General features: G+C 48.1%; 14 protein-coding genes. All 14 read right to left on the minus strand.

Features of this window, described 5'->3' with window-relative positions; translation table 11 throughout:
- Position 1: 1 nt before the first annotated feature.
- Positions 2–472, minus strand: coding sequence for a cell division protein SepF (locus PJK55_RS05120; protein WP_214691768.1), 471 nt, complete (start codon positions 470–472; stop codon positions 2–4).
- 23 nt (positions 473–495) lie between these two features.
- Positions 496–1149, minus strand: coding sequence for a YggS family pyridoxal phosphate-dependent enzyme (locus PJK55_RS05125; RefSeq protein ID WP_271305017.1), 654 nt, complete (start codon positions 1147–1149; stop codon positions 496–498).
- Positions 1146–1907, minus strand: coding sequence for a peptidoglycan editing factor PgeF (gene pgeF / locus PJK55_RS05130; protein WP_271305018.1), 762 nt, complete (start codon positions 1905–1907; stop codon positions 1146–1148). The genes PJK55_RS05125 and pgeF overlap by 4 nt, the downstream gene beginning before the upstream one ends.
- Positions 1908–1960: 53 nt before the next feature.
- Positions 1961–3103, minus strand: a complete 1143-nt coding sequence (gene ftsZ / locus PJK55_RS05135) for a cell division protein FtsZ (RefSeq protein ID WP_214691765.1) — start codon at positions 3101–3103, stop codon at positions 1961–1963.
- A 46-nt stretch (positions 3104–3149) separates the two neighbouring features.
- On the minus strand, positions 3150–4436 hold the full coding sequence (ftsA, locus tag PJK55_RS05140) for a cell division protein FtsA (RefSeq protein ID WP_214691764.1): 1287 nt from the start codon (positions 4434–4436) through the stop codon (positions 3150–3152).
- A 228-nt stretch (positions 4437–4664) separates the two neighbouring features.
- Positions 4665–5435: a cell division protein FtsQ/DivIB gene (locus PJK55_RS05145; protein WP_271305019.1), complete on the minus strand. Its 771-nt coding sequence runs from the start codon at positions 5433–5435 to the stop codon at positions 4665–4667.
- Between the two features lie 14 nt (positions 5436–5449).
- Positions 5450–6526: an undecaprenyldiphospho-muramoylpentapeptide beta-N-acetylglucosaminyltransferase gene (murG, locus tag PJK55_RS05150; RefSeq protein ID WP_271305020.1), complete on the minus strand. Its 1077-nt coding sequence runs from the start codon at positions 6524–6526 to the stop codon at positions 5450–5452.
- Positions 6523–7860, minus strand: a complete 1338-nt coding sequence (murD, locus tag PJK55_RS05155) for a UDP-N-acetylmuramoyl-L-alanine--D-glutamate ligase (RefSeq protein ID WP_271305021.1) — start codon at positions 7858–7860, stop codon at positions 6523–6525. The genes murG and murD overlap by 4 nt, the downstream gene beginning before the upstream one ends.
- Positions 7861–7873: 13 nt before the next feature.
- Positions 7874–8833: a phospho-N-acetylmuramoyl-pentapeptide-transferase gene (mraY, locus tag PJK55_RS05160; RefSeq protein ID WP_214745601.1), complete on the minus strand. Its 960-nt coding sequence runs from the start codon at positions 8831–8833 to the stop codon at positions 7874–7876.
- A 21-nt stretch (positions 8834–8854) separates the two neighbouring features.
- On the minus strand, positions 8855–10159 hold the full coding sequence (locus PJK55_RS05165) for a UDP-N-acetylmuramoyl-tripeptide--D-alanyl-D-alanine ligase (protein WP_271305022.1): 1305 nt from the start codon (positions 10157–10159) through the stop codon (positions 8855–8857).
- Between the two features lie 57 nt (positions 10160–10216).
- On the minus strand, positions 10217–12364 hold the full coding sequence (locus PJK55_RS05170; protein ID WP_271305023.1) for a penicillin-binding protein: 2148 nt from the start codon (positions 12362–12364) through the stop codon (positions 10217–10219).
- Entirely contained in the window at positions 12364–12726 is a 363-nt protein-coding gene (gene ftsL, locus PJK55_RS05175) for a cell division protein FtsL (protein ID WP_214691757.1), read from the minus strand. The genes PJK55_RS05170 and ftsL overlap by 1 nt, the downstream gene beginning before the upstream one ends.
- Positions 12727–12749: 23 nt before the next feature.
- Positions 12750–13682, minus strand: a complete 933-nt coding sequence (gene rsmH / locus PJK55_RS05180) for a 16S rRNA (cytosine(1402)-N(4))-methyltransferase RsmH (RefSeq protein ID WP_214783915.1) — start codon at positions 13680–13682, stop codon at positions 12750–12752.
- Positions 13683–13841: 159 nt separating this feature from the next.
- Positions 13842–15398, minus strand: a complete 1557-nt coding sequence (bshC, locus tag PJK55_RS05185) for a bacillithiol biosynthesis cysteine-adding enzyme BshC (RefSeq protein ID WP_271305024.1) — start codon at positions 15396–15398, stop codon at positions 13842–13844.
- Positions 15399–15419 lie beyond the last annotated feature (21 nt).

The raw sequence follows: 15419 nt of genomic DNA on the forward strand, positions 1-15419 counted from the left end.
GTTACCACCCTTTACTGTGAAGTTCATCCTCCGAAATCAAGTTTGAGATTGAACCAGTCAATTCGACATTGTTCGGAGTACACAGAATCGTGTTATGTCCAATCGAAGTCATCGATCCTTCTAGCGCATATACGACACCGGAAAGGAAGTTGACGACTTGACGTGATTGCTCTTTTGACATGCGTTGAAGATTGACGATGACAGCACGGTTTTCTTTCAATTGATCGCTAATATCTTGCGCTTCAGCGAATACACGTGGTTCAGCCAATACGACTTTCGAGCGTTCTTTCTTCTTCGTATTCAATGCCACGAGATTATTTGCTGATTTTGGGCGATCCTCTTGTCTCACGACCGCTGTTTCAGTTGAAGAAGTTGCTGATGTGTTTGCGACGGCAAACTCTTCTTCTTCGTATGTGCTGTTCGGATCTTCCTCGAGTCCAAAGAAATCTTTCATTTTGTTTTTGATTGACATAACGGATTCCTCCTTAAGATATATTATTGCACAAGTACGGTACCAATACGAACAAACGATGCGCCTTCTTCAATCGCGATTGGATAATCGTTTGACATCCCCATCGATAGCTCCGTGCAAGGGGCGTGTTCAAACCCTTTTGCGTTCACTTCATCACGTAATTGACGTAAACGACCGAACGTCTCACGAAGGACTGACTCTTCTTCCGTGAACGGTGCCATCGTCATCAACCCGATGATTCGAATATGAGGATACTGTTTACAGTTCTCGATGAAAGGCATAACTTCCTCTATTTCAAGACCATGTTTTGAATCTTCTCCTGACGTATTCACTTGAACGAAACAATCAATCGTCTCGCTCGCTCGTTTGTCAATCTCTGCAGCGAGTGATAAACGGTCCAATGAGTGAATAGCTGCCACGTGATCGATGATTTGTCTCACCTTACGTGTCTGTAACGTGCCGATGAAGTGAAACTTTGCGTCTTCTGGCATGCCGTTCACTTTTTCAAGTAAGGAATCTGGACGATTTTCACCGAAGTCACGAATTCCTTCTGCGTAGAGAGCATTGGCCACGTCTACGCCTACCGATTTCGTGACGGCAATCAAAGTAGGCTCCACATCTTGAACGTGGGCTTCCATGATAGATTGAACTTGTTTTACGTTATCTGAAATACTCACAATTTACGCTCCTTGACGATGACTGCCGCAAACCGACGTTTCGTTTCTCCGTCTCGATACGAGAAAAACGGGGTACTTGCGCCAGTCGATAAATTCGATTGCATGACGGACGCGTCATGTTCGTTTGCCAATACTTCATTGACGGCTTGGAGTGACAACAAGGCGTGGTCGCCCGACTCCTGTCGAACGGCTTTTTGATAGGCAGTCGGCGAAACGGATTGAACTGCGTCTAGCACTCGACGATCAACCTCATATTCATTCCCAGCAATCGCTGGACCGACGAGCATGTCCACTTCTGTCGCATCGATGCCTTGATCTTCAAACGCTTGGATCATGGACGTGACGATATTGCCGACGGTCCCTTTCCAACCCGCATGAGCGACACCGATGACTCCATTGTCTTTCGCACAGAAAAAGAGAGGTACGCAATCTGCAAAGACGAGAGCGAGCGGCAAAGCTTCTTCTTTTGTGATGAGTCCGTCTGTTTGCGAAATCGCCTCGTCATATCGAAATGCACCTTTGCCCTTGTCCGCTGAATCCACGCTTTGGACCGTTATCCCGTGCACTTGGTCGGCCCAAACGGAGTCTTCTAGCGAAAGATTCGCCTGTCGAAAGAACCATTGACGATTTTGAATGACTCCATCAATATCATCGCCGACATGAAGACCAACGTTTCCGGAATTGTGTCCGTTCGTCCGTGTCGTCACGTAAGCATGATAGCGATTCGTTTCGGTTTCCCATGTATGTAACAGTTGCATCGGTTTCTCCTTTTTTAGAAAAAGGGATGCCGAGTCACGGCACCCCTTGCTGTTTAGTTACGGCGTTGTCTCACGAACGCAGGGATGTTGATCGTCTCGTCTGGGACGTCTCCTCCATACACTGGGCGATGGAAGTTCCCTTCGTCTTGTTGAGCCGCTTCATTTGCTTTTGGTTGGGGTTCCTTGTTCTCAACCTCTGGCTGTTTTTTCGGCTGCTGAAGGAACGGGTTCGCCCCTTGTGTTTCCTCAGCAAATTCAGTTGCGATCACGGTGACGATGATTTCATCGTTCAAGTTTTCGTTGATGACTGAACCGAAGATCAAGTTCACTTCTTCATCTGCGGCACTTTGAACGATTTGAGCTGCTTCTGTCACTTCATACAAGCTAAGGCTGAGCCCACCTGTAATGTTCATCAAGACACCTTTCGCTCCTTCGATTGAAGATTCGAGAAGTGGTGAAGAGATTGCTTTCTTCGCTGCTTCAACGGCACGGTTTTCACCTGTAGCAACACCTACACCCATGAGTGCAGATCCTTTTTCTGTCATGATCGTCTTCACGTCAGCGAAGTCAAGGTTGATGAGACCAGGGATGGCGATCAAGTCAGTGATCCCTTGTACACCTTGACGAAGGACGTTGTCCGCTTCACGGAAGGCTTCGATCATCGGTGTGTTGCGTTCCACGATTTCAAGAAGCTTATCGTTTGGAATGACGATGAGTGTATCTACTTTTTCTTTAAACGCTTGAATCCCATGTTGCGCGTGTTGCATGCGCTTCCGGCCTTCAAACATGAATGGTTTTGTGACGACACCGACTGTGAGCGCGCCGATTTCTTTTGAAATCTCAGCGATGACCGGTGCAGCACCAGTTCCTGTTCCGCCGCCCATACCAGCTGTGACGAAAACCATATCCGCTCCATCAAGCGCTTCAATCAATTGTTCGCGGCTTTCTTCTGCCGCTTTTTTACCGATATCCGGATTCGCACCAGCACCGAGACCACGTGTCAATTTGGCACCAAGTTGAAGTTTTACATCGGCTTTCGACATATTCAAGGCTTGAGCATCCGTGTTGACAGCGATGAACTCAACTCCTTGTACCCCATGTTCAATCATACGGTTAACGGCGTTTGAACCGCCGCCTCCGACTCCAATTACTTTAATTTTTGCTACGGCGTCAATCGCCTCATCAAAGTACATCATTCAGGTATCCCCCTACTTATTTTCCAAGTTGTATTACAACGTCAGCTTAAACGCCAAATAATTTTTCCATCAAACGACTAAAACCTTTTTTCGACTCTTGATCGGTCTCGTATTCGTTCTCTCCAACATGAGTATCGGTCGGTTCCTGCTTATTGTGAAGCGTTTCGTAGCGAACTTCCGGTTTTTCGAGTTGAGATTTTGAAACGTGATGATCACTCATTAAGACATATTTCAAAACACCGACTGCTGTCGCGTATTTTGGATGTCTGACGCCAATCGACGACGGTTGATATAATCTCGTCTTTTGACCCATGACACGAGTCGCTAACTCTTGAATACCTGGTAGAGCAGCAGCTCCACCACAAAGTAGATATCCGCCATTCAGCATCGGAACACCTACTTTTTGAACCTTATTCAACATAAGGGTAAACATTTCCTCTATTCTCGCCTCTAAAACATAGCTAATTTCTGACTGTGGTTCGAACGCCACTTCCCCATTGATGTTCGTGTAGGAGAAACCTTCTGTTCCATCGGCCATTTCTTCGAGTGCGAGACCGTATTCTTCTTTCGCCACTTTGGCGTCTTGATATTTGCAATTTAGCTTATAGACCAAGTCTCTTGTCATATGGTCTCCACCGACTGGAAGGATATACGAGTAAACGAGATCTCCACGATAAAATACCGAGACCGTCGTCTTTTCGTGCCCGACATCGACAAGACCAATGCCGAGGTCGATTTCATCTACAGAAGCTGCACTCATGCCGAGCGCGAGGTTCCCTAAAATAAATCCTTCGAGGTGTAATCCGGCACGTTCAATCGAACGACGAATACTATGTAAAATTGTCTTCGATCCAGTAACCATTTTTCCATGCATTTCAAGTCGATAACCAAGCATTCCACGAGGATCGACGACACCCGTTTGTTGATCCACTGTGAATGATGATGGGATTACGTCGATGACACTCATCTCATCCGGTAATCGCATCACTTGTGCTGAATTGATGACTTCCATCACGTCTGCATCTGTAATTTCCTGATCTTCCCGCTTCACGGATGCGATTCCATGACATGGGGCAATTTGGATATGTTCCCCTTCGATGGCAACGTATACAGATCGAATTTGATCACCTAACGATGTCTCCGCGTGTTCAACGGCCTGTTTGATCGCTTGGACTGTTTTATCGATGTCTACGACAGCACCACGTTTCACCCCTGCAGACGGTGCACACCCTTCTGCCAAAATATTAAGCGTTCCGCCGAGCAATTCACCGACGACGAGCTTAATCTCTGACGTTCCAATATCTAATGCGGCCACATAACCATTCGCTTCCAAAAGGGAAACACCTCCGCTCTATAATTTTCCTGTACAAATTACATGACAAATATGACAGATATCCAAAAAAATTGTTGGTTTCGACAAGATATCTCACGTCTAAGTTTACAACAAATAAGATAGTGAGAAAAGGTAGAATCCTACAATTTAAGCGGTTTCGCGTTATCAATTCGTTTACAAAAGACAAAAAAACAGCCCTTATGTGTCTAAGGGCTGTAATATAACTGATTATTCATTCGTTTTCTTGTATGGAACAAAGTAAAAACCACCATCCATGACGACTGTTCCTTGCTGACCTTTCGGAATGTTTTCATAGATTTCTCCATATTTCGAAACGGTCTCGCTTAACTTCAGCGTCGGGGTGAGAAGCGTATTCCCATCATTCATAAAAATCTCGTAACGTGTCGGCTCTCCCTCTTGTTTAGACAAGATGACTTCCGACATACGGGCTCGCGTCGCGTCATCGACTTGTTCCAACTCACTGGCAATCTTTTCGAGTTCTTCTTCCGAATTGAACTCTCTTAGCAGTGGACCATCTTTTAACTTCTGAGGGTCGGTGATGGTGCCTGTCGGATGAAGAGAGCCGTCTGCTAACACGACGACATCTCCCGTCTCCGCACGAGCATAAGCAATCATCTTCTCTTCTGTCACATTGACGTGAACGACGTTATACCAAGATCGGTCCATGTCTACCCGTTTGACACCCGGCAACTTCTCCATTTGGTCACTCATCTTGCTCGGTGATAGACTGACAAATTTTGTCGATGTGTCGAGCTCCATGTCTTGAAACACGTAGGATTCATCAAGCCAGTATAGCCCAGATACGTTCACTTCTTTCACGTTCGACATCGAAGTTTGCATATAGACCACGAGTAGGATGAGAATTCCAAACAAGGAAAGCACGGAGAACATCCGACGGTTCGCTTTTTTCCGTCGCTGCTTTTTCATGTACGGAATACGGTCTTCTAGACTGCGTACCGTTTGTTGGCTTGGTTCCATCGGATTCTACTCCTTTATCGAATGACTTCTTCTACTAAGTCGGCTAATGCATCCGACGCATCCGGGAATCCGAGGGCACGGGATGCGTTCGCCATCTCTTCTTGTTTGCCGAGCACTTGGCGAATCGCTTCGACGAGCGTCTCCCCTGTCAACGACTCCTCTTTCACGAGTAACGCTGCACCGTTTTCAACAAGGGCAGAGGCGTTCTTCGTCTGATGATCTGCTGTCACGTAAGGGCTCGGAATCAATATGCTCGGTAAGCCGAGGGCGGTCAATTCGGAAATCGTCGAAGCTCCCGCACGCGAGACGACGATTGACGTACAAGCGAGCAAGGCCGGCATGTCATAGACGTACGGATGAACATGTACGTTTTCAGACGTTGGGGCTTCTTTCGATACAGATTCGTAATGCACTTTCCCTGTGACGTAGAGCACGTTGATTGGTAAGTCTGAAAGCGCTGGGATGGCCTCAGTGACGGCACGGTTGATTGCTTCGGCGCCACGGCTCCCTCCGTAAATCAGTACGATTGGACGTTCATCCAGATTGTACTGTTCTCGTACAGCTGCATCGTCCACTTTCGTTTGTAGCACTTCACTTCCACGCGGGTTTCCAATCAAGCGAACGTTTGCCCCAGGGAAGTGAACATCGGACCCTTTAAAGGAAAGGGCGACCCGATCCGCTTTTTTCGATAAAAACTTATTCGTTAACCCTGGGATGCTGTTTTGTTCATGCAAAATGGTCGGGATGCCGAGTTGTTGCGCCGTATAGACGACCGGTCCTGAGACGAATCCGCCCGTTCCGATGACGACATCCGGTTTGAATGCTGCCATATCTTTTTTCAGAGAGCGAACAGCTTTCAAGAACCAGTACGCCGTTTTTAAGTTCTCGAGGGAGAGGGACCGTTTCAATCCAGCGATTTGAATCGATTTGAACGGGACACCTGCTCGAGGAACGAGATCGGCTTCTAACCCATTCTCCGTTCCGACGTATTGTACCTGTAAATTCGGGTGACGTTTTTGTAACGTCTCAATCAATGCGAGGGCCGGATAAATATGACCACCGGTACCTCCACCAGAAATCATGACTTTCATCGGTTCGCCTCCTCATATGCGCGAACGAGATGGACGAACTGTTCGCCTCGTTCTTCAAACGTCTTGAATTGGTCCCAACTCGCACACGCTGGAGATAGAAGAATGACATCTCCCGTCTCAGATTGTTCAAACGCGAGGGGAACGGCGTCTGCTAACGTCTCGACCGTGAAAGATGGAATCTGTTGGGACTCTCCAAGCTCTTTAAAACGCTCTTTCGTCTCACCATACGCGACGACAGCTTTTACGTTTGAGAGAGCTGGCGCAAGCGAAGATAAGTCCGCTCCACGTTCGAGTCCTCCACAAAGCCACACGATCGGAGCATCAAATCCTCGTAGCGCCGCTTCCGCCGCGACGTTGTTCGTCGCCTTCGAATCATTGTATACGGCACGTCCGAGAACATCACCTAAACTTTCAGTTCGATGTGCGACACCGCCAAAGTTTCGTAATACACGCTCGACGTGTGCTTTTGGAAGTGCAAACGGTTCGACCAACAGAAGAGCCGCTAGTACGTTTTCGACGTTATGGGCACCACCTAATGCCAATTCATTCACACGAATGATTCGCTCTCCGCGTACCGTGACCCAACCGTCCACAACGGAAGCATCTCCTCGCTCAAAGCTGAACGTATTCGGTTCAAGATGAGCCGGGACACGTTTCATCACTTCAGCGTCTGTCACTTTGACGACGATTTGGTCGTCACGTGTCATCTGACGGAACAAGTTTCCTTTTGCATCTGCATAGGAGTCGAAGTCGCCGTGATAATCGAGATGGGCTTCTGATAGATTCAGCAACGCTGCCGAACGCGGATGGAAGGACTCAACCCCCATCAACTGAAAGCTCGACAGTTCAATGACAATCAATTCGCCCGCTTTCGCGTTTGTCGCGACCTCGATGGCCGGGAATCCGATGTTTCCCGCGAGATGAACCGGGCGCTCTCCGCCTTTGAGTAACTCATAGACGAGTGTCGTTGTCGTCGTCTTTCCGTTCGAGCCTGTGATTGCGACGAATTCTGCCTCGGTTGCCATGTAGGCGAGCTCGACTTCCGTGTAGATTGGAATCTCACGGGACATCGCTTCTTGAAGCAACGGAATGTGATACGGGATCCCTGGATTTTTGACAATCAACTCTGTCTCATTCAACAAAGTGAGAGGATGTTCATTAAATACCGATTGAATCCCAAGTGCCTGAATTTTTTCCTGTTCGTTTTCGGGAGGGATATTACCCGTATTGATCGTCACATCCGCTCCCGCATGATGCAGATACGTCGCCGCTGCGATTCCGCTCTTTGCGGCGCCGAGGACGAGAACTTTTTTACCGTGCCATTGCTTTTCCATCTGTCTCACCCTTTTACATGAGTAGTAATGATAAACCTGCTGTAATTAAACTGATTCCACCGAAAGTAAGAACGATTCGCCATTCCGACCAACCGACCATTTCGAAGTGGTGATGAATCGGGCTCATTTTGAAGATGCGCTTCCCTGTCGTTTTGAATGAAAGAACTTGCAAGATGACGCTCAATGTCTCGATGACAAAGATGATCCCGACGAAGACGAGGAGCAACTCAAGTTTCAACATGAGCGCCAGCCCTGCAACTGCTCCACCTAATGCGAGTGAACCCGTATCGCCCATGAAAATTTTCGCCGGATATTTATTGAAAACGAGGAACCCGATTAATGCGCCGACGACGGCGAATGCGAACCATGCAATCCCAAGCTCATCTTGTGCGAGCGCATAGATCCCAAAGAACGTGAATGTCGGAATCGCCGAGAACGAGACGAGACCGTCAAGGCCGTCCGTCAAGTTGACGGCATTTGAGAAGCCGACGAGCCAGAAGATGACGATGGCGATATAGAACCAACCCGTCTCAAATGAAATCGATGTGAATGGAATCGAGATCGACGTATCAAGCTCTCCACCAAGTGATAGGAACCAGGCGAACAGAACGGATACGACAATTTGACCAATCAACTTCTGAAGTGACGTCAACCCGAGGTTTCGTTTATTGACGACTTTAATATAGTCATCCAAAAAGCCGATTACCCCGAACGCCATCGTCACGAATAGAAGTGTCCCGAATCCGGCGACCGCTTCCCCGAAGATGACAGATACGATGAAGCCGACTAAGATGGCGAGCAAGATCACAATTCCGCCCATCGTCGGTGTTCCCGATTTCTTCTGGTGCCAGCCTGGACCTTCATCACGAATCTCTTGTCCAAATTTTAACTGACGCAATGCCGGAATAGCTCGCGGCATGACGATTAATACACTTAATAATGCACTGATTAAGACGATTAAACTAATTAACATGTTGCTACCTCAATACTCTATTTATTGAACGAGACGCTCAAGCGCCAGTCCTCGAGATGCCTTTAACAATACCACAGTATCCGGTCGTTGATAACGATGAAGGAGTGCCTTCGCTTCCTCAACATTCGGGACAAGCGTGACGTTCACGCGCGTATCTTGAATCCCATCCGCAATCCATTTTGCTTTTTCGCCGACGAGAATACAATCCGTCACCGGAGACGTCACGACAGCCCCCACTTGTGTATGTTGCATTTGTTCATCCGTTCCAAGTTCATACATATCTCCAAGCACGAGCACGCGCTTTTTGAACCCTTCGAGTGATTTGATCGTCTCAATCGCCGCAATCATCGATGTCGGGCTCGCATTATATGCATCGTTGATGAGATGTGCTTCACCGAACATCTGCTTCTCCATTCGCATCGTCGTCAGTTTGATGCGGTCAAGACCACGTTGAATCATCGTATGATCGAGTCCGAACTCGAGACCGCACGCGATCGCATAAGCCGCGTTTCGGATTTGATGGGCACCGAGCACCTTCAGCTCGTACAAGTCACCGTTATATTTAAAGATGGATGCATCGAACGTCGTCTCGATCACTTCGATTTTCCCGTCCGCCGTCTCATCGTATCCGACGCGATACCCTTGACCGGCAAGAAGTGGTTCGTCCGCATCGACGATCAATCGTCCGTCCGGTTTCAGACCAGCCTTGATTTCAAGCTTCGCTTTCGCGATCCCTGTGCGTCCGCCGACTTGTTCACCGTGTGACTCCCCAATGTTCGTGACAAATGCCACGTCCGGGTTAGCTAGTTTTGATAATTGCTCGATTTGACCAAATCCGTTCATGCCCATCTCCAACACGGCCACTTCCGTGTCGCGCGGCATGCGAAGGACGGTGAGCGGTAAACCAACGTCCGAGTTGAAGTTTCCAGCTGTCTTGTGCGTCTTGAATTTTTCTTCAAGTACGACGGCAATCATATCTTTCGTAGACGTTTTTCCGTTTGAACCGGTAATCGCGACCACGAGTGGATTGATTTCCTCTAAGTAGCGTGCCGCTGCCGTTTGCAAGGCGTCGACCGTCGATTTGACGGGGATGACGAACACATTGTCCGGTTGAGGGCGACCTTCTTCCCAAAACGTGACGATGGCTCCTTTCTCAATCGCTGCTTCGATGTAGTCATGACCATCAACACGTGCACCGACGATTGGGACAAATAGTCCTGCCCCATTCTCATCTCTCGAATCTGTGGCGACGCGTTCGACGAGACGATCGTCTTCCACGTCAATCCCAAACCAAGACGCTAATTTTTGAACTGTCAATTGTTCCATTCAAACTTCCTCCTCATACATAGGAAAAGAGAGCCGCAGCCCTCTTCATCTCGTGCGTTAATTCGATGGTGTCTCCAATTTCACTTTCAAGGAGGCACCCGTCTTGACAGGTTTCCCTTTGCCAATCGATTGCGATGTGACAAATCCGGTACCATCGATTTCTAAATTTAATTGATAAAGCGTCGCTAAACGTTTTACATCTCGTAACGACCACCCTTTTAATGTTGGCATCGTAAACGAATTACTCGTTTTTAGCAACAGTCGCTCACCGACGACATAAGATTGTCCCTTTACAGGACTTTGAGCCGTCACTTCATCCCCGTCACCTAAGACGATCGGATTGAATGAGCTGTCAGTCGCCTCTTTTACGACATCTTCACGATTTTTACCGATATACGATATCACCGTCTTTGTCGAGGCCTCAACCGCTTTTTCTTGCTTTTCAGGCTCGACACTCCGGTAACGTAACGCGACATCCATCACATCTTTGAAGAGTGGTGCCATGATGCGTGGTCCCGTTGTCGACGAGTCACTGTTCGGACGATCGACCGCGATATACATGACGAGTTCCGGATCGTCTTCCGGTGCCATCCCGACGAATGAGTGAATGTACTGTCCGCTCAAATACTTTCCGTTCTCAGCGATTTGGGCAGTACCCGTCTTCCCGACCACTTGATAGTTATCTAACGCATACAATTGGCCTGTTCCCACATCGCTATTGACGACACCGTCAAGTGCTTCACGCGTCTTTTTCGCAGTCTCTGCAGTGATCGGTTGACCGACCTCTTTCGGGTTCGTCGTCCGAATCGTTTCGCCCGTCTCGCTGTTGACAATCTTCTTAATGACGTGCGGTTGTTTCATGGTGCCGTCCGTTGCAATCGCAGATGTCGCCTGCAAGATTTGCATCGGCGTCACCGCGGTCGATTGTCCCCAAGCTGTGATCAAGACGTTCATCGGACTCTCGAAGTCGAATTGACTGTTTACCTCGCCAGGTAAATCGATTCCCGTCCGTTGATCGAACTTGAACGCTTTAAAGTAATCTTCATAGCGACTGAGACCGAGTCGTTCGTTCGCTAAGATCGAGAACGCGACGTTCGACGAGTGCCAGACGCCTTCTACCATAGGGATGGTACCCCATCCGGTAATGTTGTAATCATTGAATACCGTCTTGCCATATTTGTATGATCCTGACTTGTACAACTCGTTCGGGTTATATACGCCCTCGTTGATCGCAGCCGCCAACGTGAAAATTTTCATCGTCGACCCTGGCTCAAAGCGAGACGAGACCGAGAAGTTACTGTATGAGGAAATCTCACGCGTATTCGGGTCGAAAGATGGACGGTCCGATAAGGCGATGATTTCCCCTGTTTTCGGATCCATGATGATGGCCGTCGCATTTTTCGGTTCATACTCTTCATACAACTCATTCATTTTCGTCTCGAGCAGCTGTTGAATCCGATGATCAATCGTCAGTTGCACATCAGCCCCGTCTTCTGGCTCGATTTTTAATTGTTCATCGCTCGAGACGAGTTCACGCCCCGCCAAATCTTTCTCAAATCGGTACAAGCCGTACGACTCACTTAAAATGTCGTTGAGCGATTTTTCGATTCCAAGTTCACCGACGAGTTCAATCCGACCGTTTTGGTCAATCTTTTGCGCATAGCCGATGACCGAAGATGCGAATACTTTATTCGGGTAGTAACGCTTCGGTTCTTCGACGAACGTGATACCCGAAAGTTCGAACGCTTCGATCTCTTCTTTTTGTTCAACGGTCAAATCACGTCCCGGAACCCCGAACTCGATTTGGCCGCGGTCGACATTTTGCTCAAGTCGCTTTAAGATGTCGGCCTCTGTCATCGGAAGCACGGTCGCGAGTTGTTTCGCAGCTTCTTCGAACTCGTTTGGCATGAGCGTCTTCCCTTCGACCCGCTCGCCACCAAGTTTTAACACGGCGACAAGTCGATACGATGGAATGTTGATGGCAATCGGTTGACCGAAACGGTCGTACACTTCGCCTCGTTCGGCTTCTAACGTACTGACTGCCTTCCACCGCTGCTCTTCAGCGAACGCCAACATATTCTCGCCTTTATATGTATGCGTGACAGACAAGTAAAGAAACCATCCGACAAAAAATAAAAAGAGCGGGGTGAAGCAGACAATCGCTACCCACGCCACTCTTTTTTTACTCTGTTGTAGAGAATTCATCAATCAATCACCTTGACGTTCTTCTCATTGAATTTCATTCCGAGTTTCTCGGCAATCGCGTAAATTCGTTCTGGCGAGCTTAGTTGGGCGATTTCATACTTTAGTTCTTCGTTTTCTTTTGCAACCCCATTTACCTGCTGGTTGACGGCTGCCGTATCACGCATAATGTTATACGCTTCGTTGTGCTTTGACACCGTGATGCCACCGAACATGACCACTGAACCAATCATCACTGGATACAGGATCGATTCAAACAAGGTCAACGTGCGTCGTTTTGGAGCAGGTATTGGTCGTTCTTGCGGAATCGGATTTCGATTCGGTGTAACTTGAGGCTGCAACGCCTTACGGGCAGCTTCTGGCATCAGGTATCCCTCCTACAAAGTGATTATTTTTGTTTTTCGGCCACTCTCAGTTTTGCCGAGCGTGAACGTCGGTTATCTTCGAGTTCTCCTTCACTCGCCACGATCGGTTTGCGTGTGATCAACTTGAGTTCTGGTTCGAACTCTTTCGGGATGACCGGCAATCCTGGTGGTAACGGCGGGTGTTGGCTCCGTTCTTTAAACACTTGTTTACAAATTCGGTCTTCTAACGAATGGAACGTAATGACACAGATGCGTCCGTTCACTGCGAGTAAATCAATCGCATCTTGAACGGCACGGTCGAATACGTTCAACTCGTCATTGACGGCGATTCGAATCGCTTGGAACGTTCGTTTCGCTGGATGACCGCCTTTGCGTCTTGCTGGTGCAGGAATCGCTTCTTTAATCAAGTCGACAAGCTCAAACGTCGTCTCGATCGGTTTATCGGCACGGGCTTGCTCAATCTTTCGTGCGATTTGTTTTGAAAACTTTTCCTCCCCGTATGTAAAGAAAATACGAGCAAGTTCTCCAAACGACCATTCATTCACAACATGATAAGCTGAAAACTCTCGCGAGCGATCCATTCTCATATCGAGCGGCGCGTCGTAGTTGTAACTGAATCCACGTTCTGCCTCATCAAGCTGTGGCGATGAAACGCCTAGGTCGAATAGTACGCCGTCCACTTTCGTCACGCCATGTTCGGCGAGCTCCTCTTTCAAGTGAACGAAGTTGCTCTTTATAAACGTCACACGGCCTTCATAAGGAGCCAATCGCTCTTTCGCATGCGCGAGTGCGACGTCATCTTGGTCGAACGCATATAGTTGTCCCGTCGTTAGACGCTTTGCGATTTCTTCACTATGACCCGCTCCACCTAACGTACAGTCCACATATACCCCATCTGGTTTGATGTTCAATCCCTCAATGGACTCCATTTTTAAAACCGTTTCATGCTCAAACATTCAAAAAACCCTCTCAACCTACATATTTCAACTGTTTTATTACACTTACTTTATCATAAAAATGTCAAGGTCCGTACAGGTTTTTAGCGAAAAGAGGAAACAAAAAGGTAACAACAAAAAAAAGCTCCTGACAAATGTCAAGAGCTGTTCAAAAAAAGGTCATACCTTGAACAAACATTGCTCCGCTTCCGATTGCTCATAAGCGTGCTTCATCCGCTCAAAAATATCCAACCCATGACGATTCAACATCGGGACCATCGATAAAATACGCTCCTGAGGTGCATTCATCGGGAAGAGTCGAGTCGAAAGCTGAATACGTCGCGCGTTCAGTCGATATTGATCACGCTTCGCCTCGGCACGCATCTCATCTGCCAAACGTTCGAGGACGTGCCTCGACTTCGACTCAAATCGTCTGCCGTGGCTACGTGCTTCTTGACTGACCGCCTCCGTGAGTGTCCGATACGCATACAGTTTCGCTTCGAACGACTCATCATCAAACGGATGATCAGGCAGTGGGTGTTTCATATATTCCTCAAGTGTGACGCATTCTTGTCGTAATTTCTTTTCATCGTTACTCGAAACGATTAAACCGCCGAGGCGTGGTAAAAGTAGCGGCATTTTCCATCCAATCTCGTGGAATAACGGACGGAGTTGCAGCCAGTAGGCGATTTCTCCAGGACCAGCGACGTAACCAAGCGTCGGAAACAAATAGTCTTGCATAAGCGGTCGAGAGACGACGTTGTTTGAAAAGCGTTCTGGGTGTGCCTCAATTTCATTGAGCAATTCGGTCTCCGTGAATCGATGTCCACGTTTTGTCGTGTATACCGAGTCGATTTTTGTGAGCAGCTCACGCGTCCCGTCATGGTAAAAAAGATGCGCCGCCTCTTTATTTAACTCGACGGATGGCATGCCGTCTTCAAAGGCATGTTCGAGCGCTTGTTGCAATGCGTCATGTTGCTCAATCAGTCGACGGAACATTGGACGTTCAAGTGCGCGTATGTCTCTCGCGTGCGGGTCAAACAACAAAAAGTCGTTCCCTACGAAACGGCGCATCATTCCACCAAAGAATTGCGCGAACGAATGACTTCCTTGAATGAGTTCAATCAACTCCTGATACAGACGTAATGTATGAGGTGTCTCCGTCTCGTTCAACAACATCCGTTGCGCCATTTGTACCAGTTCAAGTTTCACTCGGTCGAACTCAAGCTCCCCTACAGATGCTTTCCCTGCTAGCGGAAGCGTGGATAGTGCATCTTTTTTTAACGTTCTCGAAAACGTCTGGGTCGTGAAGACATGATTGATTTCCGCGAAGTCATGATCTTCCGTCGCCATCCAGAAAATCGGAAGGACCGGTTTGCCGAGCTTCGCTTCCGCCTCTTTCGCTCGTTTGATGACCGCTAGCAATTTATATACAGCGAACAGAGGGCCTCCGTACACGCCGACTTGTTGACCGGTCACCATAACATATGCTTCACGCTGTTCGAGCAAATCGAGATTCGCTGATAGACGTTCCGATAGTTCCCCGAACTGCCGTTGCTGCTGTTTTAAAATGTGGACGAGTTCAGGGAGATGGTCGTAAGAACGTCCTGCAATCTCCGTTGCACGCTTCTCGACTTCATCCATGCCTCGGTAATCGAGCCAGCGCCCGTACCCTTGTTCAATTTGTATCATCGGGGATGTGGGTGCATATAGGGCATCAAATGCTTCTACCTTCACGTATAACAACTTCCTTTCAAT

Origin of the sequence: Exiguobacterium sp. MMG028 (assembly GCF_027947425.1) — a bacterium.
Lineage (GTDB): Bacteria > Bacillota > Bacilli > Exiguobacteriales > Exiguobacteriaceae > Exiguobacterium > Exiguobacterium aestuarii_A.

Coding starts and splice junctions, on each gene's coding strand:
- PJK55_RS05120 (WP_214691768.1), bottom strand. CDS start 472: ATGTCAATCAAAAACAAAATGAAAGATTTCTTTGGACTCGAGGAAGAT.
- pgeF (WP_271305018.1), bottom strand. CDS start 1,907: ATGCAACTGTTACATACATGGGAAACCGAAACGAATCGCTATCATGCT.
- ftsZ (WP_214691765.1), bottom strand. CDS start 3,103: ATGATGTACTTTGATGAGGCGATTGACGCCGTAGCAAAAATTAAAGTA.
- PJK55_RS05145 (WP_271305019.1), bottom strand. CDS start 5,435: ATGGAACCAAGCCAACAAACGGTACGCAGTCTAGAAGACCGTATTCCG.
- murG (WP_271305020.1), bottom strand. CDS start 6,526: ATGAAAGTCATGATTTCTGGTGGAGGTACCGGTGGTCATATTTATCCG.
- murD (WP_271305021.1), bottom strand. CDS start 7,860: ATGGAAAAGCAATGGCACGGTAAAAAAGTTCTCGTCCTCGGCGCCGCA.
- mraY (WP_214745601.1), bottom strand. CDS start 8,833: ATGTTAATTAGTTTAATCGTCTTAATCAGTGCATTATTAAGTGTATTA.
- PJK55_RS05165 (WP_271305022.1), bottom strand. CDS start 10,159: ATGGAACAATTGACAGTTCAAAAATTAGCGTCTTGGTTTGGGATTGAC.
- PJK55_RS05170 (WP_271305023.1), bottom strand. CDS start 12,364: ATGAATTCTCTACAACAGAGTAAAAAAAGAGTGGCGTGGGTAGCGATT.
- ftsL (WP_214691757.1), bottom strand. CDS start 12,726: ATGCCAGAAGCTGCCCGTAAGGCGTTGCAGCCTCAAGTTACACCGAAT.
- rsmH (WP_214783915.1), bottom strand. CDS start 13,682: ATGTTTGAGCATGAAACGGTTTTAAAAATGGAGTCCATTGAGGGATTG.